The organism is Solibacillus palustris (assembly GCF_022549215.1).
GTDB lineage: Bacteria > Bacillota > Bacilli > Bacillales_A > Planococcaceae > Solibacillus > Solibacillus daqui.
This window is the reverse complement of record NZ_JAKZFC010000001.1, coordinates 179989-203766: the sequence shown is the minus strand read 5'-3', so window position 1 is coordinate 203766 and position 23778 is coordinate 179989. Positions and strand designations below refer to the sequence as shown.

21 protein-coding genes and 1 pseudogene are annotated in these 23778 nt (G+C 38.6%); 10 read left to right on the top strand and 12 right to left on the bottom strand.

The window, feature by feature from the left end; all coding sequences use genetic code 11:
• Positions 1-230: 230 nt before the first annotated feature.
• From LZ480_RS00935 to LZ480_RS00920, 4 genes are all read right to left on the bottom strand, one after another.
• On the bottom strand, positions 231-1421 hold the full coding sequence (locus tag LZ480_RS00935) for an MFS transporter (protein WP_241367455.1): 1191 nt from the start codon (positions 1419-1421) through the stop codon (positions 231-233).
• A 165-nt stretch (positions 1422-1586) separates the two neighbouring features.
• Positions 1587-2270: a VOC family protein gene (locus LZ480_RS00930; protein ID WP_241367454.1), complete on the bottom strand. Its 684-nt coding sequence runs from the start codon at positions 2268-2270 to the stop codon at positions 1587-1589.
• A gap of 174 nt (positions 2271-2444) precedes the next feature.
• Positions 2445-3287, bottom strand: coding sequence for an aldo/keto reductase (locus tag LZ480_RS00925; protein ID WP_241367453.1), 843 nt, complete (start codon positions 3285-3287; stop codon positions 2445-2447).
• 40 nt (positions 3288-3327) lie between these two features.
• Positions 3328-4548 (bottom strand): MFS transporter, encoded by a 1221-nt coding sequence (locus tag LZ480_RS00920; RefSeq protein ID WP_241367452.1) that lies wholly within the window; start codon positions 4546-4548, stop codon positions 3328-3330.
• Positions 4549-4748: 200 nt separating this feature from the next.
• On the opposite strand from LZ480_RS00920, the gene LZ480_RS00915 reads away from it, so the two are divergent.
• Entirely contained in the window at positions 4749-5120 is a 372-nt protein-coding gene (locus LZ480_RS00915; RefSeq protein ID WP_241367451.1) for a winged helix-turn-helix transcriptional regulator, read from the top strand.
• Between the two features lie 149 nt (positions 5121-5269).
• Here the strand turns inward: LZ480_RS00915 and LZ480_RS00910 are convergent, their stop codons facing one another.
• Positions 5270-5824: an NADPH-dependent FMN reductase gene (locus LZ480_RS00910; protein WP_241367450.1), complete on the bottom strand. Its 555-nt coding sequence runs from the start codon at positions 5822-5824 to the stop codon at positions 5270-5272.
• Between the two features lie 232 nt (positions 5825-6056).
• Positions 6057-6866: an NAD(P)H-binding protein gene (locus tag LZ480_RS00905; protein WP_241367449.1), complete on the bottom strand. Its 810-nt coding sequence runs from the start codon at positions 6864-6866 to the stop codon at positions 6057-6059.
• A gap of 92 nt (positions 6867-6958) precedes the next feature.
• Here LZ480_RS00905 and LZ480_RS00900 point away from each other — a divergent pair, with 92 nt between their 5' ends.
• The 5 genes from LZ480_RS00900 to LZ480_RS00880 all read left to right on the top strand — a co-directional run bounded on the left by LZ480_RS00900 (position 6959) and on the right by LZ480_RS00880 (position 11251).
• Positions 6959-7999, top strand: coding sequence for a PseG/SpsG family protein (locus LZ480_RS00900; RefSeq protein WP_241367448.1), 1041 nt, complete (start codon positions 6959-6961; stop codon positions 7997-7999).
• 70 nt (positions 8000-8069) lie between these two features.
• Positions 8070-8255 (top strand): SE1832 family protein, encoded by a 186-nt coding sequence (locus tag LZ480_RS00895; RefSeq protein WP_241367447.1) that lies wholly within the window; start codon positions 8070-8072, stop codon positions 8253-8255.
• A gap of 174 nt (positions 8256-8429) precedes the next feature.
• Positions 8430-10010, top strand: a complete 1581-nt coding sequence (locus tag LZ480_RS00890) for an ABC-F family ATP-binding cassette domain-containing protein (protein WP_241367446.1) — start codon at positions 8430-8432, stop codon at positions 10008-10010.
• Between the two features lie 387 nt (positions 10011-10397).
• Complete coding sequence (gene spx / locus LZ480_RS00885; RefSeq protein WP_241367445.1) at positions 10398-10799, top strand: transcriptional regulator Spx; 402 nt, start codon at positions 10398-10400, stop codon at positions 10797-10799.
• A 26-nt stretch (positions 10800-10825) separates the two neighbouring features.
• On the top strand, positions 10826-11251 hold the full coding sequence (locus tag LZ480_RS00880; RefSeq protein WP_241367444.1) for a MarR family winged helix-turn-helix transcriptional regulator: 426 nt from the start codon (positions 10826-10828) through the stop codon (positions 11249-11251).
• 879 nt (positions 11252-12130) lie between these two features.
• Here LZ480_RS00880 and LZ480_RS00875 read toward each other — a convergent pair.
• The 3 genes from LZ480_RS00875 to LZ480_RS00865 form a co-directional block, all read right to left on the bottom strand.
• Positions 12131-12679 (bottom strand): RNA polymerase sigma factor, encoded by a 549-nt coding sequence (locus tag LZ480_RS00875; RefSeq protein WP_241367443.1) that lies wholly within the window; start codon positions 12677-12679, stop codon positions 12131-12133.
• Between the two features lie 397 nt (positions 12680-13076).
• Complete coding sequence (locus tag LZ480_RS00870; RefSeq protein ID WP_241367442.1) at positions 13077-14594, bottom strand: aminotransferase class V-fold PLP-dependent enzyme; 1518 nt, start codon at positions 14592-14594, stop codon at positions 13077-13079.
• A complete protein-coding gene (locus LZ480_RS00865) occupies positions 14581-15135 on the bottom strand; it encodes a glycerol-3-phosphate acyltransferase (RefSeq protein ID WP_241367441.1) in 555 nt (184 codons plus the stop codon). Before LZ480_RS00865 ends, LZ480_RS00870 begins: the two co-directional genes overlap by 14 nt.
• Positions 15136-15671: 536 nt before the next feature.
• Between LZ480_RS00865 and LZ480_RS00860 the strand changes: the two genes are divergently transcribed.
• The 3 genes from LZ480_RS00860 to LZ480_RS00850 are packed head-to-tail and all read left to right on the top strand — an operon-like array spanning position 15672 to position 18895.
• Positions 15672-16691 (top strand): APC family permease, encoded by a 1020-nt coding sequence (locus LZ480_RS00860; protein WP_241367440.1) that lies wholly within the window; start codon positions 15672-15674, stop codon positions 16689-16691.
• A gap of 4 nt (positions 16692-16695) precedes the next feature.
• Positions 16696-17463, top strand: coding sequence for an APC family permease (locus tag LZ480_RS00855; RefSeq protein WP_241367439.1), 768 nt, complete (start codon positions 16696-16698; stop codon positions 17461-17463).
• Between the two features lie 49 nt (positions 17464-17512).
• A complete protein-coding gene (locus tag LZ480_RS00850; protein WP_241367438.1) occupies positions 17513-18895 on the top strand; it encodes a dipeptidase in 1383 nt (460 codons plus the stop codon).
• 201 nt (positions 18896-19096) lie between these two features.
• On the opposite strand, the gene LZ480_RS00845 is transcribed toward LZ480_RS00850, so the two are convergent.
• The 3 genes and pseudogenes from LZ480_RS00845 to LZ480_RS00835 all read right to left on the bottom strand — a co-directional run.
• Positions 19097-19528, bottom strand: coding sequence for an ester cyclase (locus tag LZ480_RS00845; RefSeq protein ID WP_241367437.1), 432 nt, complete (start codon positions 19526-19528; stop codon positions 19097-19099).
• A gap of 524 nt (positions 19529-20052) precedes the next feature.
• Positions 20053-20949: a heme o synthase gene (gene cyoE / locus LZ480_RS00840; protein WP_241367436.1), complete on the bottom strand. Its 897-nt coding sequence runs from the start codon at positions 20947-20949 to the stop codon at positions 20053-20055.
• A 126-nt stretch (positions 20950-21075) separates the two neighbouring features.
• A pseudogene (locus tag LZ480_RS00835) lies at positions 21076-21870 on the bottom strand (AbrB family transcriptional regulator); the annotation flags it as partial.
• Between the two features lie 348 nt (positions 21871-22218).
• Between LZ480_RS00835 and exaC the strand changes: the two are divergent.
• The gene (gene exaC / locus LZ480_RS00830) at positions 22219-23739 is read left to right on the top strand and encodes an acetaldehyde dehydrogenase ExaC (RefSeq protein WP_241367434.1); all 1521 of its coding nucleotides are present in this window, start codon (positions 22219-22221) and stop codon (positions 23737-23739) included.
• The last annotated feature ends 39 nt before the right edge of the window (positions 23740-23778 follow it).

Genomic DNA, 23778 nt, shown 5'->3' with positions numbered 1-23778 from the left:
CAAAGTTTGGACAGCTTAAGTACGGGTTGTTGGACAAAAAAATGTTAAAGTAATTCAATAAAAAATTATAAGAAGTATCAACGATTAAACGTTCTTGATACTTCTTTTTTTCAATTTTTTATAAAAAAGAGATTACTGTAATATCATTAACTATGGTATAGAAAGGTTTTTGTTCTTCTGGAGATACCATAAGAATATAGGAAGCATACCTAACGTTGGTTGATTCCCTTTTATGCTGATTTCTTTTGTTTTTGGTCAAAATGATAACTAAGGAAAGTTAGTAGACTTGCACAGACTGCAACTACTCCCCCAACCCATGTTACATTCATTAAATTCCCTTGATGGTATACAATTCCGCCTAATGCAGAACCAAAAGCGATACCTACATTGCTTGCCACTGGCATAAGTGATGCAGCAAGTCCCGTTGCTTTGGGCTGATAAATTCCTGCGAGGTCTATTAAATAAAGCTGAGTAGATGTTGTTAAGAGAATGGCCATTAACGACATCAAGCCAATGTTAACAAGTCCTAAAATAAAATGATTTGTTGTCCAAAATAAAGTTGTTAGCACAATTGCCTGAACGAGAAAAACAAATCTAAGGCGACCGATTGCATTGTGGCTAGCAATCTTGCCGGCGAGAATGTTACTGAAAATCGAGATAAATCCGTAACCAAACAAGATTAAACTAATCGAGTTTTCTGGTGCGCCCATTCCGTTCAAGATAGGAACTAGGTACGTAAAGACAGTATAAGTTGCTCCGAATCCGAGAGCGGGAATGAAAAAAGCCATCAAAATTCTTGGGTTGGCCAATAAAGAAAACTGATCCAGTATCGAACTACGAACTTGGCTAAGTTTATTTGGCAAGAATGAAAAAGATGCCAAAAACGCCAAACTACCTAGTAAAGTAGTTAAAATGAAAGTGGCATTCCAGCCGTACCTTTCAGCGATGACAATACCAAGAGGCACTCCAACGACATTTGCAAGTGTGAATCCACCAAAAACGAATGATATTGCAATTCCGCGTTTTTCAATCGGCATCGTTTCACTTGCAACAATCATTGCTAGGGAGATTAATACGCCTGTTACAATTGCCGTCAAAATCCGAAGTGTAAGGAACATGATATAGCTCGTGGAAATTACGCACAAAGCATTCAGGGCAATGAAAGTTCCTATCAAAAACAACATCCAGTTACGCTTTGGAAAATGACTTGTTGCTGACATCACTAATGGTGTGGCAATGGCAAACGTGATTGCAAACGCAGAAACGAGTGTACCTGCTTTTGCATTTGTTATCTGAAAGCTTGAAGAAATATCAGTTAAGATTCCCACAATAACAAATTCGCTTGTTCCTAGAACAAATGTTAATAAAGTAAGTGTTAAGATGAGCAACCAATGTTGCTTCGATAATTCTGTAGAGTGCATAAATACCTCTTTTCTTAGATGAATGTAAATGTGTCATATAGTAGATGCACAACCTTAATATCATACCATAAAATATTTTTGCAAGAAAAAGCCTTTATAACGCCAGTCACTCATGTTAAGAGGATTGCCACCCTTTTTGTCAATTTTCACAAATTCTTTCTTTTGTTAATAATTTATAGAACTAACTAATTCCAATTCTTCATTAATTTTAACCGTAACCCCATGTTGTAATGTAACCTCGACAGGAAATGCTGTTGATTTTTTATTTGAGAAAAACCATGTACGCCCCTCATTTACAAATAGTAGATATGTCGCATCTTCACGTTCTCCCATAAAAGATAAGCCGTCTGCTGAGATTTCTTCGCCATCACGTTCAAAAATGGATACTTCATGTAATGATGTTACGGCATTTAATTTATCGGTTACAACAATACTCATCTCAGACACTTTTTGTAGGGAAGAAGCAGTAAACGGCTCATCACTTTGTTTTGCATCTGAAAAGCGACAAATGAATTCAACAATGTTACCGGCAGGATCCTCAAAATAAATAGATTTAGCATCAATGAAAGCAAAGTATACTTCATCATCCCCTTGCTCTTGAGATAATTCTAATTTTCCCTTTGTCCATGCCTTCGCTTCTTCAAATTGATTTGAAGGAACATCAAATGCAAAATGATAGAATGGTTTTTCTTCCGAGAGGGCTTTAATAAATGTAACCGTGGATTTACCTACCGTTATTGTAAAACGGTCATGTTCTTCTGAAATTAAAGGGAAATTGAGTGTTATTACATAAAATTGTTTTGTTGCTTCATAGTTAGAAGCATACATTGTAACGTGGTCTATATTCATAATATCTACCTCTTCTCTTTTGATACGTTAAAATTACCATTTTTTTAAGATAAAACCGCCGTTCAAAAGTCTGAATTTCCAGTACAAAAAGTGTTGTTTTACGTATAATTTATTAACGGACCAAAGGCGCTTCCTATTTTAAGGAAGCGCCTTTGGTCATTTATTTTACTCTAATTAGAAGTCAAAGTTATCAGGATCAGGTCCCACTCGGTGGTCTTGATTTAGTTGGTCAATTCTTTCCATGTCCTCTTTGGAAAGCTCGAAATCAAATATATCTGAGTTTTCAACGATACGATGTTCCTTCGTGGACTTTGGAATAGTTACCACACCATTTTGTAAATCCCATCTTAAGATAATTTGTGCAATCGACTTATTATATTGATTCGCAATTTCCAAGAGAACCGAGTTATCCAATAGCTGACCTTGCATTAACGGTGACCAAGCTTCCAACTGGATTCCTTGTTTTTGACAATAAGACTGTAAGCTTTTTTGCGTTAAGTGTGGATGATATTCTACTTGGTTCACCATTGGCTTAATTTCTGCATCCTTCATTAATTCTTCAAGATGATGAATTTGGAAGTTGCTCACTCCAATTGCTTTTACTTTCCCTTGTTTATAAAGTGTTTCTAATGCACGCCATGCCTCTTTGTATTTCCCTTCTACTGGCCAGTGAATCAAATATAAATCTAAGTAATCAAATCCAAGTTTTTTTAGACTTGTTTCATAAGCATCGATGGTAGATTCGTAACCTAAGTCAGCATTCCATACTTTTGAAGTGATAAAAAGTTCTTCTCTAGAAATTCCTGTTTCCTTTAAGCCCGCATGGATGGCTTGTCCAACACTTTCTTCATTATCATAAATGGCAGCAGTATCAATGCTTCGGTAACCATGTTTAATTGCAAATTTAACGGCATTTACTAATTCAGGTCCATTCTCTACTTTAAATACCCCAATACCAAACCAAGGCATTTTGACTCCATTATTTAATGTTGTTGTCGCTTGTAAATTGTTTAACATAATCTATTCCTCCGTAATGTTTTTTTGAGCACAATGTATTTTAAGAGTGCTCATGCTCTTCACTATTCAATTTAGCCACTTTTTGATCTTTTTTTTCAAGATTCCGGCTCCAGCCAGTCAAGAAAACGGCTGCTAAAACCATTAATGAACCGATCCAAGTGGTATGAATCAATCCGATTGAATCTGTAATAACACCTCCCATATAGGATCCAAAAGCAATGCCTATGTTAAAAGCAGCTATATTGATCGCAGAAGCTACATCAACTGCAGTCGGAACAAACCGTTCTGCTAACATGACTACATATACTTGTAATCCCGGAACATTCATAAAAGCAAGTAGGCCCATAAAGAAAACGGTAATCAAGCCAACAAGTTTAAATGGTGCTGTAAACATGAAGATTAAAAGAACTACTGCTTGAAAGATAAACATATAAAATAATGCTTTAAGCGGATTTTGATTGGATAACTTTCCTCCTATCATATTTCCGATAGCAATAGCTAGCCCATATAGCAGAAGAATGATAGCTACTGTTCCTTCCTTAAATCCGGTTATATCCTGTAGTATTGGGGATAAATAAGTAAAGACTATAAATGTTCCTCCATATCCTAAGGCAGTAATGATAAATAAAAGTAATAAACGACCATTTGTTACTAATTTCAATTGATCGCGTAGTGCAGTGCGTGTCCCTCGTTTTAAGTTAGATGGAACGAGAAGACTGTTTGCAATTAGAGCAATAATCCCAACTACAACAATAAGAATAAACGCCGATCTCCAGCCGAAATTTTGTCCAATGAATGTCCCTAATGGAACACCTGTAACAGTCGCTACCGTAAGCCCTGAGAACATGATGGATATGGCACTTGCTCGTCGATTTTCAGGTACTAAATCTGCCGCAATTGTTGAACCAATCGACATAAAAACCCCATGTGAAAAGGCAGAAATTACGCGAGCAATTAGTAATACACCAATACTTGTAGCACTTGCCGCTATACTATTACCAACAATAAAAATGATCATTATAGAAAGTAATAAGGTTTTGCGTGACATCCTGGCAGTGAGTGATGTTAAGATAGGTGCCCCGAAGGTTACTCCTAAAGCATATAGTGAAACAGTGAGTCCAGCTGTTGTAATAGGTACTTTTAAATCTTCGGCTATTAACGGTAATAACCCTACGCTAATAAATTCTGTAGTTCCTATGGCGAATGCACTTATGGCCAAGGCAAGAAGCGCAAATGTGCTTCTTTTTTTTTCGATAGACATATGTTCCCTCCCGAATATTGTAAAATTGTATGAATGAACCTTCTTAAAGGTCATGATATAAGTGAACTACCCATTTCAGCGGGCAAATGTTATTATCGAATATATTGTAATGAATGGGAAGTACGCACTTTAAAGTGATATAGGAACCTTAAAGTAACATAGATACTTTTTAGTGCCTATATATTTAGGAGGACTTAGTTATGAAGAAAAAGAAATACAATATAACAGTTGAAGCTACCTTGGAAGTGATTGGAGGGAAGTGGAAATGCGTGATTTTATGCCACCTGACACACGGCAAAAAACGAACAAGTGAATTGAAGCGTTTGATGCCGAATATCACGCAAAAGATGCTCACTCAACAATTACGTGAATTAGAGGAAGATGGAATCATTAATAGAATCGTATATAATCAAGTTCCTCCGAAAGTGGAGTATGAGCTTAGTGAATATGGATCGAGCCTAAGTGGTATTTTAAATTTATTATGCGATTGGGGAGAAAAACACATTACGAAAGTATATGGTGATAAATTTACGGTTTTAGAAGAGAATGTTTTAAATGAACATTTGAAGTAATCTTATGTTTGAGAAACTTTATATTGATTCGAATGGTGAGAGGTTTGTTACGCGGAACCATTTAATAAGTAAGTATCATTTATTCACATAACAAAACCAGTCCCGAAATTTACGCAATCGTAGTTTCGGGGCTGGTTTAATTTTGGTGATTATTGAATGTCCACAGCTTGTTTTGATAATGTTTTTGTCATTTCACAGTATTGCACGAACACGCGCGCTAGTTCGCGTAGACGGTTGTGTACATCTTCACTAGTAATATTATTGTCTTTATCGAAATGATCCGCGTGCGTGTACACGTAGTTTGGTGTGACTAGGCAGCGGAAGTAATCTAAAATTGGGCGTAATTGATTTTCTAATACTAAATGATGCTGGTACGTCCCACCATTACCAACGATTGCAGCTGGCTTGTAACGCATTGCTTTTGGTGGAATCATGTCAAAGGCATTTTTTAGTACACCAGGAATCGATGCTTGGAAAATGGGTGACGCAAAAATGTAAGCGTCTGCCTCTTCAAATTTTTGAATCATCTTTTTCATATCATCATTTAGCGGGCTGCCGTCTAAAATTTGATGCTGAAGCTTTGAGAAATATAAAATTTCAAGCTCTAACTCAGGGTTTAAAGCTGTGATATATTGTTGAACCTGTTCTAAAAGAACACCGGTTTTGCGACCAAAAATCGTCCCATCGACAAGTAAAATCTTCATTTTTGTTCCTCCATGTAACTCATTGTATCCTTATTGTATCAGAATAATGATTTAATATAATAGGGAGTTGCTTATGAATGTTCAATTTCAGTCTTTTGTCGTAACTCATTTTTGCGCAATTCCATGCAGACTTTTTTAAAAATTTGCTTTTAAAACATCTCTAAAAAACAGTGACTTCTGTACCTGTTTCTTTGCTTATAGTACAAAAAGAATTTGCTGAAGCAAGTTAAAATTAGTCACGTTTATCCGCTTCTTTTATTTTGCTTCGATCAAACACAACCTCTTTGTCAATCGGTGGCAACTCCTCATCCTTTAGCTTACCCCAATTGAATGTAATCTCTTTTTCTGCTAGTTCCGTCCCTACTTTCTCTACAGGCGGCATCTCCATCGATAATAGTTCATCAGATTTATAAATCGTTACCTTTTGCTTTTCTCCTTGTAGTGCAATCATTTTCATCGCACGTGCAATTTGCTCGGCTGGAATTGAGCGCACCTGTTTCAACGGTCCAACTAACAGCGGATTCACCATTTTTAAAGCAATTGCACCGATAGATTCTCCAAAACGAAATTCCCCACGCTCGCCTATTATGAGTGATGGCCGCACAATGGATAATTGCGGGAAGTCCATCGTAATGAGCGCATTTTCTAACTTACCCTTTACACGACTATAATACGCAAATGCCTTTTCATTTGCACCCATTGCCGAAATGACGATAAAATGCCCGATCCCTCGATTTTTTGCCAACGCCGCAATTGTCAGTGGGTATTCGAAATCCACCTTTTCAAACTGTTCCTTTGAACCCGCTTTTTTCATCGTTGTTCCTAAGCAGCAATATACTTCGTGAGCAAACTCAATATCACTCTCTGCAATTTGATCAAATTCACGCAATGTTACGACTAATTTCGGATGAAAATAATCAAGTGGTCTTCTCGAAATAACATTGACAGAAACGTACTCGTCACTATTGCACAATAATTTAACTAAAGCTGAGCCGACTAAACCTGTCGCACCAACTACTAAAGCTGAACGCATCTCCTTCATTTCTATCCCTCATTTTTCGTAGTGTATAAAATGTATATATTCATAATTTCGGATATTCCGCCATATTTTATAGAGATAGTGGAAAGGATGGGATGAAATTGCCTAAGAAAAAAATTATTTGGATTATCGAGCATTGTGATACGAAAGGCATGTATCCATTTGAGCGCGCCGTTACCCTCGCAAATTTCCTACGCGATGAAAGTGTTTTTTTATTTGTAAAAACGGAAAACCAAGCGCTCATTGATAAGCTAGCTAAGACGGGTTTAACGATTGTATTATTCGATCGTTTCATAGAATTGAAAAAGAAAATTCGTGAGCTTGAGCCAGATTTAATCGTCCATGACGGCAAGGATACACAGCTTGAACAAGTTGAAATGATTCGACCATATTGCTCGACAATTGTCCATTTCGATGATTTTGGAGTGGGTGCACAGCTTGTCGACTGCCATATTATTGCACTATTTGGTGAGCCGCACGAGGATTCGATTCCCCAAGAGCTTGCTGGTAGCTATGCATTTGCTGTGCCACCAAATTTACAACAAACAGCCCAGGAAATTTATGATGCAGCAGATTGCAACATTAAAGGTGAACTTCCTCACATCGTTATTGCTTATGAAGACGGTGATGCCAATAATTTAACGTACCGCACATTACGCCACTTAACGCAGCTACATATCCCACTCAAAATTTCAATCGCCATTGATGATGATTACAAGCACGATATTGATAGCCTTAAAATGATGGCATTAAGCCGTCGCAATATAGAACTCGTGCAACGTCCAGATGCCCTACTCCACTTAATGCCGAAAGCCGATTTAATTATTTGTAATGCCAATTATACACCTTACAAAGTGGCTGCTGCCGGAATTCCTTGCATTACAACTGCCCAGCACGAGCAGGAATTAAACTATACATTTGCCCGCGAAATGAACGGATTCATTCACATTGGCTTAGGTCGGAAAATGAAGCAGTCCATTTTACAAAACGCAGTCATGGAGCTATTACTTCACGAATCCCGTCGTGAACGTGCTGTACGCAAACAGCGGGCTTTGGAAATTTTAACGAACAATGATATTTTAAAAAATTTACTACTCGATTTAGCATATTCTCGTCATAATCTTGCGCACATGTAGTGAAAAATTTAGACGCATTATGTTACAATAAAAAAAGATGAATTTTCGTTAGTTAAAGGAGCAAATATCAATGCTAACAAAGGACCAATTACAGCAGCAAATTGCCGAATTGAAAATGGATTACATCAATCTTCAAGGCGATATGGAAAAATTAGAATCACTTGGCCATGCAGATTCAGTGAAACAGGCATTAACACGTCTAGAGAATATGGAAGCAAGGCTCGCAGAACTAAATAAACAGCTCGCAGCACTTTAATGCCTGCGAGTTTTTTGATGGATAAAATTAAACAGTTGATTGATAGTGTAGGGGCGACTCCTGCGTGACGCCTGAGACTACAGGTTCAGGCCACGCCTGCGGAAAGCGTCCACGAAACTCAAATCAAAGTAATTTCAGAGTTAAATTATAAAAAAACATTCGGAGGATTAGTATATGGCAATATTAACAGTTGAAAACTTAGGTCATTCATTCGGTGACCGTACATTATTTAAAGATGTTTCATTCCGTTTAGTTGAAGGCGATCACATCGGTTTAGTTGGTGCTAACGGAGTTGGAAAATCAACATTAATGAGCATCATCACAGGACAAGCAATTCATGACGAAGGTAAAGTGGAATGGCTACCGGGTACGCACTATGGTTACTTAGACCAGCACACTGTATTAACAGCAGGCCGTTCAATGCGTGATGCATTACGTGACGCGTTTTTACCTCTTTATAAAAAAGAAGAGCGTTTAAATGAAATCTCTACAGAACTTGCTGAGCCCGATGCAGATTACGACAAGCTATTAGAAGAAATGGCCGAAATTCAAGATGCACTAGACGCTGGCGATTTCTATAACTTAGATATGAAAATTGATGAGGTTGCACGCGGTTTAGGCTTAGATGCAATTGGTTTAGAACGTGACGTAGCGGCTCTTTCAGGTGGGCAACGTACAAAAGTTTTACTTGCCAAGCTTTTATTAGAAAAACCAAAAGTTTTATTACTAGACGAGCCTACGAACTATCTGGACGAAGAGCACGTAACTTGGTTAAAAAACTATTTAAAGAACTATCCATATGCATTCCTATTAATTTCACATGACACGGAATTCATGAATGATGTTGTTGATGTCATCTTACATTTAGAATTCACAAAAATGACGCGTTACACGGCAACTTATGAAAAATTCACCGAGCTTGCGGAAATTAACAAGCGTCAACATATCGATGCTTATGAAAAACAACAGGAATTTATTAAACAGCAAGAGGATTTCATTGCTCGTAACAAGGCTCGTTATTCGACAAGCGGCCGTGCAAAATCACGTGCGAAGCAATTAGACCGTATGGAGCGTATTGACCGCCCTGAAACAGCTGTAAAACCGGAATTCAGTTTTAAAGAAGCACGTACACCTGGTCGCTATGTTGTAGAAGCAGAAAACTTAGTCATCGGATATGACAAAGAAAAACCATTATTGCCGCCACTTACTTTCCAAATCGAGCGCGGTGAAAAAATTGCCCTTGTTGGGATGAACGGTGTTGGTAAATCAACCTTACTAAAAACGATGCTTGGCAAAGTGCAGCCGTTAGACGGGAAAGTTATTTTAGGTGATTACTTAGAGCCATCGTACTTCGAACAAGAAGTAAAAGCGGACAAAATTACACCAATCGATGATGTGTGGAATGCGTTCCCTTCTATGGAGCAAGCCCAAGTTCGTGCCGCATTAGCACGTGCTGGTCTTAAAACAGACCATATTACACGTCCACTAAACTCACTGTCTGGTGGTGAGCAAGCGAAAGTTCGTCTATGTAAATTAATGATGGATCAAACAAACTGGTTAATTTTTGACGAACCAACAAACCACTTAGACGTGGACGCTAAAGAAGAATTAAAACGCGCTATGAAGGAATTCAAAGGCACAATCGTTCTCGTATCACACGAGCCTGAATTCTACGAAGGTCTAGCAACAAAAATCTGGAACGTACAAGATTGGTTCACTTCACGCGAAACGAAAGAATTAAACGAATTTAAATAAAATGAAACAAAACGCTATTTTCTGTAACAGGAAAATAGCGTTTTTTCATTTTTCAATAAGGTCGACTCTGCTACGTTATTTGCGATGAGCGCAATGCCGAAAATTTGGTTGCAACCTTGCTCACTACACAGCGTTGCGGCGGAATCTTTTTTTGAAGTTACCCCTCTTTTATCGCCAACTTTACAAAACTGTAATGTTAAAATTGAAACTTTTTATTGGCACAGACGTATATTTTATTAAAAGAGTGGGTAAACAATAATGGAAAAGTAAACCAACAAAAAAATGTTGCAATATAAATAGCTTAGTAGTAAGATATAAATATAAACACATAACTTACCACTAAGCTATCACCTAAATATTTAATTATGGGAAGCGAGGAAATTCATTATGCCAGTTACAATTTATACACAATCAAGCTGTTCTTCATCACGAAAAGCATTAAAATGGTTAAACGAAAACCATATCGCTTACACTGAAAAACGTACAACATCTCAGCCTTTAACATTAGCCGAGTTCAAACATATTTTAAGCATGACAGAAGATGGTACAGACGAAATTATCGCAACAAACTCAAACGATTTTAAAAACTTAGACATTGATATCGATCAATTGTCAATTCAAGAACTATACAATTTAATTCAGCAGCATCCACGTATGTTGCGTAGCCCTATTTTACTTGATAAAAAACGCATTCAAATCGGCTATAACGAAATGGACATCCGTCGCTTCATTCCACGTAAGGTGCGTGCATTTGAACTGAATGCCCTTCAAAAGCTAGCTGTAGAATAGCGAAAACTTTTTGGAGTTGACCACTAATGAATGAGCAAAAACGAGAGCAAATATCAGCTCTTTTCGAAACTTTGACCTCATTGGAACGTAAAATCGCAAACCAATGGAACAGCCATGACCTATTAGGCTTTTCAAAGTCGCATATTTTAATTTTAGCTTTTCTTCATACAGAGGGGCCAAAACGACCTTCTGCAATTGCTGAAAAGTTAAAGGTGACAACGGGTGGCGTTACCGTATTAACATCGAAGCTTCTTAAAGCGGGCTTAATCGAAAAAACGCAAAATGAAACTGACCGCCGCGCCTCTCAAATTCATATTACCGGGGCTGGCATCGAAATGCTTGCTCAATCGAAAAAACAAGTCGATGTGGTGTTTGAAAGCTTGTTTGGAATGTTAGACGAGGACGAGCTTAAAACACTCACACAAATCTTTGCAAAATGCGCGAAATTATAAAAGTACGCTAGCTACTAGGCTGGCGTACTTTTTTATGTCGTAATAGGGAATAAATAGAACAAATACGCTACAAGCAGCTATTAGAAGTAAGAGGGACTCATAACAAGTAGTGCATATATCTAATATAGTCCGTTCTGCTACGTTACGGGGGACGCTTTTCTGGGGGCGTGGCTACAACTAACTCATTTGTGCCTCTAACGGTGGCACAAATGAGTGGATTTTCCGCACACGCTTGATCCCCTAGAAGTCGCCCCCTTCCCTTCGCGCCACTCTACCATAAAACCTAAAGTTGATTCTTATTACAAAGGTTTTATAATGAAGTGTACAAAAATTTCCTTTGTTATTGGAATGATGTCAACTTCCGTCCAAAAATGATATTATTTTGACGCAATTAAAGCAGCTCATTTTATTGCTTTAGCTTAACTTTTAATCAAAAATACAAAATTGTAAACATCGTAACATTTTATCCATCACCGCCGCCTCGCCATAGCGCAAGCGGCAGCATTTTACGCTCTTAACTATATAGGGAAAAGTAACATTTTAATTTGGCGGGCCTTGCATGCGGCATTAAAGACAGTAGTATGGACACGTACCACGTGGCCATAATGCTGTCATGCCGTTGCCCGCCGAAAATAAGTAGATTGCACTTGATTCATTTTTGTTAGTATATTCGCTCATTGTTAGTAGAAAAATTAATCTTTTTTATTTAACCCTCTCTCCTCCATTAACAATTTATTCAAACCAATGATTATAGCCGTTAATTCTACAAATATGCTCATGTTCCTTTAACAATATAAAAAGAAGGCGCTCTTAGTATATAAAAGCGCCTTCTTTTCATTGAATTATTGAACCTTTTTACTGTTGTTTTCGTCCTAAGAATTAAGCTGGTAAAATCGCATCGGCTACATGATTGTCTGCCAATAAAATTTCTTTTAAACGAGCCTTTGCGCGGAATAAACGAGATTTTACTGTGCCGATGGAAACTTTCATCAGCTCTGAAATTTCTGCTAATGAAAATTGATCTACATAGAAATACCATAATGTTTTTTGATAAATGCCTTCTAATTGGTTCATTTTTTCTTGGACAATTTTTGTGATTTCTGTTTTTTCTACAAGTTCCTCTGTTGAAGCCTCATTATTGGGAACCAAATCTAAAATCGGTACGTCTAATTGTTCAGGTTGGCTCATCATGTATTTGCTACGACGCACATTTTTGCGGTAACGGTCGCGGAATGTATTCATTGTAATTGTTGTAAGCCAAGCTTTTACATGGTCAACTCCAGCTACTGATTCTTCGTAGCGCACAACCTTTACCCAAACTTCTTGCATTAAGTCTTCCGCTTCGGTTTGATTGCGTGTTAATTTTAAGCATAGGTGGTAAATGTAGCGGTTGTATTCATCATAAATTGTTGATAATAATTCGTTCATTTGTAAACCCTCCGATAGATTTTATTTATATAAAAGTCAATGTATGTTTAAATGCATGTAGTTACTTTCTAACTTTATTTTGCCAAAATTTATACTTACACTCTATCGGATTGGCTTTCAATTAACTTACAATGATGTAAGGTACGTCGTAATTATTTGCATTTATCAATTTCGCCTTGGCGTAATTACGTCTGGATTCGGCTTTACGCTCGGGCAAAGAACCCCTTTCCAAATCTGTGACATCCGGGGAGGCTTTAACTTCTTTCAGCGAATATTTGAATACCCACTGAAATTGTGAACACTTGGCATTCATCTCACCCCCTACAGAGGTGAGAGACTTCTGCTGAAAGAAATCAAATGATTTATGGTCTGTTGCTACATCTACCCTTGCCCTCTCCTACAACGTTTTCATGATATTCGCAATAAGTTCTGCTACCTTTTTGAAATCCCGTTCAAATTTCGGCTGAATCATACTAATTTGTGCGCTATGTCGCTCTTTTAAATAGCCGCTATCCCCATGTAACAAAAAGCCATTTAACACACAGGTTTCCATAATTTTTGGCATTTCTGCATGCTGCAACGTCGCTATAATCGGGTTCACTGCCTGAATCGGTAACGCGGCTTTTCTTACAAGCTCCAACCGGTTTTGTAAGTTTTCAAAGCGTTCTGGATATGCCTTTAGCGCGGTGTTGACGGACTGAACTAAGAAATGTGGCAGCGTAAATGGAATTGTTTTTTCCATATAATAAGGTAAATTCATATACAGTGGCGCGACGCTTACTTGTGGCGCTTCCTTACAAAAGACGAAAGCAACCCCCGCAATTGTCCCAAGCGCTTTGCCACTACTCGCCGTTGCATAATGTAAATGCGCCATCGAAAACGGTGTAGCCCCAAACGAACTCACACAATCCGCGCATAAAGCGATATCATAACGCGCTGCTAATTGCTTCAGGTCCTCTAATGGATTCATTGTACTATTGGACGTTTCACTATGAACGAAGACAATATAACGATACGTATCTATTTGCAGTTGCTGCTCGATCCGTTCGATTGAAAATGACTGCCCCCAACCAAAATCTAACCAATCAAACGATAAATCCCATTGCTGCGCCTGATGAATCAACCGATTGCCAAACTCGCCGTTCGTTAAAAATAAGCCGCGTCCATCGTTAAAATCACTTTTTAGCTGTCCTAACATCGCGTCATTCGCTAATGTGCCACTGCCCACCATCGGAATGACAAACTGTGCACTCGTTAGCTGACACAATGTTTCTTTCATCTGTGCAAGTTCCTGCTCAAATTGAAGCGAGCGATGCGATAAAACCGATTGCTCAATCGACAATTCCATTGCGACAGGGCCAGGGTAAAATACAGCATTATTTTCACGTAAGCGCTCACGAAATACTGCGCTATCTTTACGTGTCAGCACCATTGGTAAAAAACGTGCTTCTTCTGTCCCTACTGCTGGCGCAAACTGTTTAAAGCCCATCTCGCTATACAGCTTTTCCTCACGTACCGTACCTGAAATGACGCATGCCGTATAGCCCTTGTCATAATAGTAGCGATAAATGGCCGTAGCTAGCTTAGAAAATACACGCCCATTACGATGTGCTTTTTTCACCGCTAATAATCGGATTTCACATAAATAGTTACAATCCTCTGGTGCTAAATGCTTTTCAACGATGCCAATTTTTTGATCGATTGAAAAGGGGCGCTTATCGCGAAACGCAGCCATGCCAACGATTTCTACTCCTTTATAGACGACGATATATGTATTTTCAGCATGAAATTTATCGACTAATCGCTTTTGATTATTTGATGTATGCTGCGGAATTTCTTCAACAAAAGTCTCATAGTTTAAGGCCGCAATCGCTTCGAATTCTTTTTCTGTTGTAGCAATTTTACTCCAATACATTTGGTTTCACTCTCTCTATTATGCTTTTTCGTTGCTTCCAAATAACGAGCAGTAAGGCAATACAAAATAGGCTTCCCGCGGGTTGTTGTACGACAAGTGGCAATCCATAAGCAACAAACCCTACAACCATGCTAATTGTTGCACTTTTTGTAAGAATGACGCTTAATCCAAATCCTCCTAAAAATACGAGAAAAGACAGTGGTGCAAACATTACCATTGCCCCGATGATTGTTGCAACGCCCTTGCCCCCCTTCCCCTTATTCCAAAATGGATAAAGGTGACCGAGAATAACGGCAATAACTGCAAGTGCAATCGTTATTTCAGAATAGTCCAGCAGCCGCCCCACTAAGACGACTAGGAGCCCTTTCAAGCCATCTCCAATCGCAACAATGACAAAGGCACCTTTTCCAAGTGTTCGTCCTGCATTACGTGCGCCTAAATTGCCACTATTGGCTTGTTGCAAATCAATGCCCTTTACTTTACCCACTAGAACCGCAAATAAAATGGTGCCGACCAAATAACTTAGAAAAATATACAGCATTGCCTGCATCTCCTTTATTGCTTATTATCAATTACGCCTCGGCGTAATTGCGTCCAGATTTTTTCGAGCGCGCTCGAAAAACTCCCCTTAAAAATCTGTGACATCCGCCGGGGCATAACTTGATTCAGCTAGAGTTTGAACTTCCACTGAATCGAGTTGCACATTTAGGCATTTATCCCCCTCTTATAGAAATTGGGACTTCCGCTGAAACAAGTTAAATCTGTTCATTCTATCGTAGCGTATTTTTTTGACGATAGAAACGTAAAATTTTCCAAATGAAATCTACATAAGTAAAGACATAAAGTCGCGCTATTTGGTTTCGATTTGTGTTTTTCTAAATTTCCTACACTTCTTTTTTTATATGCTTCGCTTTTCCTTCATAGTAGAAAGCCCTCTCTCATTTTGATGATGCGTCACGAAACTGGAAAATAAATGAATCGATAGTAACTTGTTATCTAGCATTTTCGAGCGCATAATGCATTCATTCAAAATATTCAATACATGAAACAGAAATTCAGGAAAAGGTGTGGTGTGTAATGTGGAAACAAATTTTTATCGGAAAGCCTTTAAAATTGAACAGTGAAAAACAGCAAGCGGTATCGAAAAAAGAAGCGCTTGCTCTCCTGTCCTCGGATGCATTATCTTCGGTTGCCTATGGACCAGAACAAATCATGATCGTACTTTGGGCGGCAACTGCCTTGAATTCGCTCTATACATTACCCGTTGCTGGGCTCATATTGGCTTTGCTGTTTTTACTTGTTATTGCTTATCGTTCGGTCATTACCCAGTTTCCAGAGGGTGGAGGCGCCTATAAAGTCACACAAAAATATATGAATAACTATGTAGCACTTTGTACAGCCGGGCTTCTTTTAGTCGATTATATTTTAACGATTGCCGTAAGCGTATCTGCTGGTGTGGATGCCTTAACTAGTGCCTTTCCAAGTTTACATGCGTCTCGAATTTTAATTAGTGTGCTTTTTATCGGTGGGATACTATTACTTAATTTACGTGGTGTAACGGAAACCGCACGTGTATTGATGTTTCCTGTGTACGGCTTTATTGTGGCGATGCTTCTCGTTTTCATCATGGCACTTTTTAAATGGAATGATGCGGTGATCGTTTCCCCGACTACAGTGGAAGCTTTTTCATGGATGTTGCTCATTAAAGCTTTTGCGGTTGGCTGTTCCGCGCTTACAGGTGTAGAAGCGATTAGTAATGCGGTTCCCAATTTCAAGAAGCCAACTGCCGTCAATGCACAAAAAACGATGTTAGTATTAGCGGGTATCTTAACGTTGCTCTTTAGTGGTGTCCTGATTTTCGCCACGCATTTTCAAATTACACCATCGATGAATGAGACGGTTTTATCACAGCTTGCGTCTCAAATTGTTGGACGAAATGGCTTTTATTTTTTCATTCAGGCTGTAACGATTAGTATTTTATTACTTGCAGCGAACACTTCCTTTGCAGCGTTTCCGCAACTATTAGCGAATCTCGCGAAGGACGGTTATGCACCGCGTATCTTTTTAAATCGTGGAGATCGTCTTAGGCTACTCTAATAGTATGATTGCTCTTAGTATCGCAGCTATTCTGTGTATTGTGGTGTTTCAAGGTAATACCGAGCAACTGATTCCTTTATATGCAGTCGGTGTATTTGTACCATTTACGTGTGCATTACTGGGGCTCGTCATTTGCTATTGGAAAACGGCTCAGATGATTGTTCCTCTACTGGCGATGCTCTTAACTTCTACGGTTGTGATCGCCCTTATTATGTCAAAATGGATGGTCGTTTGGCCTGTTGTTATTTTTGTTCCAATCATTGTCTATGGCTGTTTGCGTATTCGCCACCACTATGATGAAGTGGCACAATCTTTAACGAATGAAACGGTTTTCCCTAATTATAATGGGCAAATCATGATTATTCCGATTAGCGGTATTTATCAAACAACGAAAAAAGCACTTGCTATATTAGAATTACAGCATTGCTCGAATATGTATGCACTTTATATTGGGCACTCCAAGGAGGATGTGGCACATATGAAGGAGGAATGGGCTAAGTTTGCACCAAATATTCGTCTCATCACCTTTGTCTCAAGTAATCAGTATTTGTTAAAGCCGCTCATGCGTACGATTTTGAAAATAAAAGCTAGAGCAGACAAACAAAATTATCATGTAATGGTTGCTGTACCGCAGCTCGTGACACAAAAAAAACGGCATGCCGCATTGCATAACCATCATGCCTTTGCATTGAAGCAAGCACTTTTAGCACAGCCTGGAATTTCTATTATGAATGTACCGTATTCTGTGCAGCCAAATCATGATAAAGGCTAAAGCGTATGCTATACTTATTTCTATAATCGAAATAATAGGAGGCCCATTTATGAATCATTTACAAACATTAGATGCTTACTTTACAGAACATCGTGCGCGCCATTTAGCCGAATTAAACGAATTTTTACGCATTCCAAGTATTTCTGCCCTATCCGAGCACAAAGCAGATATGGCGACTGCTGCGAACTGGTTAGCAGATCACTTAAAATCATTAAATATCGAAAACGTTGCAGTTGAACAAACAGCTGGCCACCCTGTTGTATATGGTGAATGGTTACACGCAGAAGGAAAACCAACGATTCTATTCTATGGTCACTATGATGTACAGCCAGTTGATCCATTACATTTATGGGAAACACCGCCGTTTGAGCCAGCAATTCGTGACAACAAGCTGTATGCACGTGGGTCTTCTGATGACAAGGGCCAAGTGTTCATGCACTTAAAAATGATTGAAGCGCTGTTTGCTACGGAAGGAACATTGCCTGTAAACGTTAAATTTATTTATGAAGGCGAAGAAGAAATCGGTAGTCCGTCACTACCTCAATATACGGAAGACAATAAAGAAAAATTAGCTGCTGACTTAATCGTTATTTCGGATACTGGTCTTTACGCAAAAGGAAAACCAGCAGTGTGCTACGGCTTACGTGGCTTAACAGGTGTACAAATTGATGTGCGCGGTGCGAAAGGTGATTTACATTCAGGCCTTTACGGTGGCGGCGTACAAAACGCTATTCACGCATTAACTGACATTTTAGCGTCATTCCGCGATGAGCATGGCACAATCCAAGTTGATGGCTTCTATGACAATGTGTTGCCATTATCAGAAGAAGAGCGCCAAGCATACCGCGACCTAAATTTTGACGAAAATGCATTAAAAGAAGAAGTGGGCGTTAAAGAATTATTCGGTGAAGCCGGTTACTCTTATTTAGAACAAACGTGGGCTCGTCCAACGCTAGAAATTAACGGCGTGTTCGGTGGCTTCTCAGGTGAAGGGATTAAAACGGTGTTACCAGCTGAAGCAGGCGCAAAAATTACGTGCCGCTTAGTACCAAATCAAGATCCAAATGAAATCGTAGCGCTACTTAAAGCACATATTGAAAAGCACAAGCCTGCTGGTGTTGAGGTTGTGATTTCTGAGTTTGATAAAGGGAAACCTTACATCACACCATTCGATCACCCATTAATTCAAGCAGCGGGTCGTTCATACGAAAAAGTATACAATGTGCCAACTGCTTATACGCGCGGCGGTGGCTCGATTCCAATCGTAGCTGCATTTGATGAAATTTTAAACTTACCAGTTGTGCTAATGGGCTTCGGACTTTCAAGCGAAAACTTCCACGCACCAAACGAGCACTTCCATTTAGAAAACTTCGACCAAGGCTTACGCGTACTTGGTGATTATATGCATGAAGTAGCGAGTATTAAGCTATAGAAAGCATCGTTACTAGGATTAAAGAGAAACACCGCTACGCTTGATATTATCAAGATCTAATTTTAAAAAAGATAGATAAATTAAAGGGATCTACATATTAGTCATATCTAATATGTAGATCCCTTTCTTCTTGTACTAAAGCACCCGTTAATGAAACAAGATTTTTGAAAGCTATAATTTTATTAACAAATACATTGAAAATTAAACACTTTTAATATTTTTATTACTCTCTAATTGTACTTGAATACCTAACCTATCAATCTGTATCCAATACTCTGAAATTTTTTCATTTTCTATTTTATATACCGCACTTGCGATTTGTATTATTGGAAGCCCTGTAGGTTGGTATCCATCAATTTCTCCTACGTGCGTACCTTTTTGTTTCCATCGTACATATACTTTATTTCCGCCTACTAATAATTCTTGAATTTCTAAAGAAAAATTACCATATGCTTCAATCATTTCTCTTACGTGTTCAGTATAATCCTTAGGTGTCCTCACCACTGTTTGTTCTACTTCAGATACAATTTGATGTGCCAATACTTGTTCTGCCATTAATTGATTGGAGTATTCAGGATCATTTCCTGAACGTACTTTTTCAAAAAATTCTCTAACAATTTGTTCTGGTGTCATTAAAAAACCCCCTTATGGATAAGAGGATATATGCTCATATATTGAACATATTATCCTCTAATTAGTATAGTCTATTTAAAAGAAAATGTAGCGGTGTTTTCGTTATTTAATATCGTTGGCGTAATGATTCAATCTCCTCTAATGAAGCATCTGTCAATTGTTGAATTGCTTCATTGCCACCAACAACAAAAAACTCCAACAGCCCACATGCATGTTGGAGTTTTCTTTTCCGTACTTGACCATATAAAAATAGGGGGTTTTATATGTTGTCGAAGTCGTATACGAAATATGAGTAAAATTAAGCATATCATTTTGAGTGCGAAACTTATTTTCAAGCAATTGGCTTCGCTTGATACATTTATCATAGCATTTGCCTGCCCACTTCAAAATATCACTTATTTGATTGTCATAGTATGATCACATCTTCTGTTCACAAAATATTAACTTCTTTTGATGTAACGTCTTTCCTATCCATAAAAAAACCGTAGCCGCTATTGAATTCATAGCTACTACGGTATCTCTAATTAGAGCGCATTTAAAATCATGCCGACTGATGCATAGATGAACACAGTTCCGAAAACTGCCATCATATGGAATAACGAGTAAGCAAACATTTTGTTGGCCCATTTTTTCTGTTCTTTTTTCTTTGACGCGGTAATACTCATCCACAGCCAAATGATCCCTAAAATAAACGATACAATCGTTAAGCCTAAGCTGAGCGGTAAAAATAATAAGCTAGATAAACTTAGTAACACTAAGTACACATTCGATTGAATATATGTGCGGTGTTCCCCTTTTACTACCGGTAGCATCGGGATGTTTGCTGCGGCATAGTCTTCTTTTTTACGGATGGCAATAGCGTAAAAGTGCGGCATTTGCCAAATGACCATAATTAAAAATAATGCCCATGCAGCCGGGTGCCAAATGTCTGGTGCAACAGCAGCCCAACCAATTAGCGGTGGCATTGCTCCCGAAATACTGCCGACTTCTGTGTTCCAAATTGTACGGCGTTTTGTCCACATTGTGTATGGAACGACGTAGAAAAATACACCTAAAAAACCAAGTAAGGCAGCAAGTGGTGATGCTAAGTAAAGCATTACACAACCTACAATTAGTAAAAGTGTCGCCACGATTAGCACTTGTTTGGATGATAGCTCACCTGTTACCGTCGGACGCATTTTCGTACGCGGCATAATTTGGTCGATGTCTCGGTCATAGACGTTGTTATATGCACCTGCTGCGGCAATAACAGCTGCAGAGCCAAGTGTCGCAAAAATAATTGCTGGAATCTGTTCAATAAAGTCTAGTTTATATGTGTATAGTGCGAGCATCAGTGCAGCAATCATCGGAATCAAGTTTGATTTGATAATGCCGGTTTTCACAGCTTGCGCCCACAACTGTCGATTTGATTGCGTTTGCATGTTTCCTAATCCTACTCCCTCAATTAATCACTTTCTCTAGTATAACCTAAACCACTCGCAAAGGGTTAGCTTCCAAGCTCCTTTTCAAATAATTTCACGCTCACCCCTGTAAAATCACAGACACAATTACGTATTTTTTTTACTGTAAACCCATTTTATAAGCGGCAGGATACAAAGGAAAATGAATAATAAACGAAACAGCTGAAACACCGTCACAACTGAAATATCCGCCTGTACAGCAGCGGCAAGTAAGCCCATTTGGTCGAGACCTCCTGGCGCTGTACTTAAAAAGCTCGTCGCAAAGCTTAAATCTAAATAATTGGCAATGAGAAGACTTGTTCCATAAGTGAGTGCAATCATCGTCACCGTACTAGCAATGCCCCCAATTAACACCTTTACAGGTAAGCGCAACGTTTCAGGCTTTAATAAGAGCCCAATATATGCCCCGATTAATAGTTGTGCAACATGCAAGACATCGCTCGGCATTGGAGCTGCTTCAATCGAAAACAATTTCAAAACTATGATAACTAAAATTGGCGTTAAAAAATGTGCAACCGGCAATTTAATTTTCTTTCCAAGCGGAACAAGTGCAGCTGCTACTAAAATCAGCTGCACGATTTGCCAAGCATCAACCGAAACTGGAATCGCTCCCCCACTCATGACATGCCCCGATACTAAAAACGGAATGAGGAGCACAACCCCTAACACACGGATAATGTGAAAATACGTTACCGCCGTTAAATTCACATCGCCCTCTTCTTCTGCAAAAAGCACCAACTGTGATAATCCCCCTGGTACATTGGCAGCGACTGATGTTTTAAACATAAGCCCGGTCGTTTTGGAAATGACCCACGCAATTCCTAAACAAAAGCCAAACAAAATCAAATTGACAATGACCATAAAAAATAACAGCGACTTAAATTTTTTTAATGTTTACATTTAATATTCATTTGATTAATCGAGAATTTTTATCAAGAATTTTTATACAATTAATCGAATTAATATTTACTAATCCAATTTGTTATATAATACATTTTTATATCAAAATAATATATTTATATCCAATTTTTCCAATATCATTATTCGAAATCTATCTGTATAAGTACAATAACGAACTTTTCTTGATGAATACTCTATTCATTTCCCACAGAAAAAGATACTATTCTGAATAATAAAATAATTTTTTTGTTTGCTTATTTGAATATGCAGATGCATAATCGAGGCATAAAGTTACCAAACTTTAAATCTAGCATTTAGGGGCGATATAACATGATTTATGCAAATCCTAATACTACTGGTGCAGTAGTTAATTTCAAAGAAAAATATGAGAACTTTATCGGTGGTGAATGGGTAGCTCCTGTTAAAGGTCAATACTTAGACGTAAAATCTCCAGTGACAGGTAAAGTATTCACATCTGTTGCTCGTTCAACTGAAGAAGATATCGAGTTAGCTTTAGATGCTGCACATGCTGCAAAAGACGCTTGGGCTCATACATCTGTTGCTTACCGTGCCAACATTTTAAACAAAATTGCTGACCGTATCGAAGCAAACTTAGAAATGATTGCTGTTGCTGAAACTTGGGACAATGGTAAAGCAGTTCGCGAAACATTAAATGCTGATATTCCATTAGTTGTAGATCACTTCCGCTACTTCGCTGGTGCTATTCGTGCACAACAAGGTGGTATTTCTGAAATCGACAACGATACAGTAGCATACCACTTCCACGAGCCAATCGGGGTTGTAGGTCAAATTATTCCTTGGAACTTCCCGTTACTTATGGCTGCTTGGAAAATCGCTCCTGCATTAGCTGCTGGTAACGTAATCGTAATGAAGCCTGCTGAGCAAACGCCTGCTTCAATGATGGTATTAATCGAATTAATCCAAGACTTATTACCAAAAGGTGTATTCAACGTAGTCAACGGTCTTGGGGTTGAAACAGGTAAACCACTTGCAACAAACCCTCGTATCAACAAAGTTGCCTTCACTGGTTCAACTGGCGTTGGTCGTTTAATTATGCAATATGCTACAGAGAACATCATCCCTGTAACATTAGAGCTTGGTGGTAAATCACCGAACATCTTCTTCCCAGACGTAATGGATAAAGATGATGAGTTCTTAGATAAAGCAATCGAAGGTTTAGTATTATTCGCACTAAACTCAGGTGAAATTTGTACTTGTCCATCACGTGCATTAGTACACGAAGACATTTATGAAGAATTTATGAAACGTGCATTAGAACGCATTAAAGCAATCAAAATCGGTAACCCATTAGATACTGAAACAATGATGGGTGCACAAGCTTCACAACAACAATTAGAAAAAATCATGTCTTACATGACAATTGGTCAAGAAGAAGGCGCTGAGCTACTTATCGGCGGTCACCAAAACGTTCTTGAAGGCGAATTAGAAGGCGGTTACTATGTAGCGCCTACAGTATTCAAAGGTACAAACAACATGCGTATCTTCCAAGAAGAAATCTTTGGTCCAGTACTTTCTGTAACAACGTTCAAAACGTTTGAAGAAGCAATGGAAATTGCTAACGACACAGACTTCGGCCTAGGTGCTGGTGTATGGTCTCGTAACATGGATACAGCTTACCGCGCAGTTCGTGGTATCCAAGCTGGTCGCGTTTGGACAAACACGTACCACCAATACCCTGCTCACGCTGCATTCGGCGGTTACAAACAATCAGGTATTGGTCGCGAAAACCACTTAATGATGTTAGAGCACTACCAACAAACGAAATGTATGTTAGTAAGCTATAACCAATCACCAATGGGCTTCTTCTAAGTCGATAAAGCTCATACCGGGATGTGCTAATTTAGCGCA

Bases quoted from the DNA above. Each gene is read 5' to 3' on its own strand.
- LZ480_RS00880 (WP_241367444.1), top strand. From the start codon at position 10,826: ATGAATGAGCAAAAACGAGAGCAAATATCAGCTCTTTTCGAAACTTTG.
- LZ480_RS00900 (WP_241367448.1), top strand. From the start codon at position 6,959: ATGAAATTGCCTAAGAAAAAAATTATTTGGATTATCGAGCATTGTGAT.
- LZ480_RS00850 (WP_241367438.1), top strand. From the start codon at position 17,513: ATGAATCATTTACAAACATTAGATGCTTACTTTACAGAACATCGTGCG.
- LZ480_RS00865 (WP_241367441.1), bottom strand. From the start codon at position 15,135: ATGCTGTATATTTTTCTAAGTTATTTGGTCGGCACCATTTTATTTGCG.
- spx (WP_241367445.1), top strand. From the start codon at position 10,398: ATGCCAGTTACAATTTATACACAATCAAGCTGTTCTTCATCACGAAAA.
- cyoE (WP_241367436.1), bottom strand. From the start codon at position 20,949: ATGCAAACGCAATCAAATCGACAGTTGTGGGCGCAAGCTGTGAAAACC.
- LZ480_RS00870 (WP_241367442.1), bottom strand. From the start codon at position 14,594: ATGTATTGGAGTAAAATTGCTACAACAGAAAAAGAATTCGAAGCGATT.
- LZ480_RS00925 (WP_241367453.1), bottom strand. From the start codon at position 3,287: ATGTTAAACAATTTACAAGCGACAACAACATTAAATAATGGAGTCAAA.
- LZ480_RS00915 (WP_241367451.1), top strand. From the start codon at position 4,749: ATGAAGAAAAAGAAATACAATATAACAGTTGAAGCTACCTTGGAAGTG.
- LZ480_RS00895 (WP_241367447.1), top strand. From the start codon at position 8,070: ATGCTAACAAAGGACCAATTACAGCAGCAAATTGCCGAATTGAAAATG.
- LZ480_RS00910 (WP_241367450.1), bottom strand. From the start codon at position 5,824: ATGAAGATTTTACTTGTCGATGGGACGATTTTTGGTCGCAAAACCGGT.
- LZ480_RS00890 (WP_241367446.1), top strand. From the start codon at position 8,430: ATGGCAATATTAACAGTTGAAAACTTAGGTCATTCATTCGGTGACCGT.
- LZ480_RS00860 (WP_241367440.1), top strand. From the start codon at position 15,672: ATGTGGAAACAAATTTTTATCGGAAAGCCTTTAAAATTGAACAGTGAA.
- LZ480_RS00920 (WP_241367452.1), bottom strand. From the start codon at position 4,548: ATGTCTATCGAAAAAAAAAGAAGCACATTTGCGCTTCTTGCCTTGGCC.
- LZ480_RS00935 (WP_241367455.1), bottom strand. From the start codon at position 1,421: ATGCACTCTACAGAATTATCGAAGCAACATTGGTTGCTCATCTTAACA.
- LZ480_RS00930 (WP_241367454.1), bottom strand. From the start codon at position 2,270: ATGAATATAGACCACGTTACAATGTATGCTTCTAACTATGAAGCAACA.
- LZ480_RS00855 (WP_241367439.1), top strand. From the start codon at position 16,696: ATGATTGCTCTTAGTATCGCAGCTATTCTGTGTATTGTGGTGTTTCAA.
- LZ480_RS00905 (WP_241367449.1), bottom strand. From the start codon at position 6,866: ATGAAGGAGATGCGTTCAGCTTTAGTAGTTGGTGCGACAGGTTTAGTC.
- LZ480_RS00875 (WP_241367443.1), bottom strand. From the start codon at position 12,679: ATGAACGAATTATTATCAACAATTTATGATGAATACAACCGCTACATT.
- LZ480_RS00845 (WP_241367437.1), bottom strand. From the start codon at position 19,528: ATGACACCAGAACAAATTGTTAGAGAATTTTTTGAAAAAGTACGTTCA.
- exaC (WP_241367434.1), top strand. From the start codon at position 22,219: ATGATTTATGCAAATCCTAATACTACTGGTGCAGTAGTTAATTTCAAA.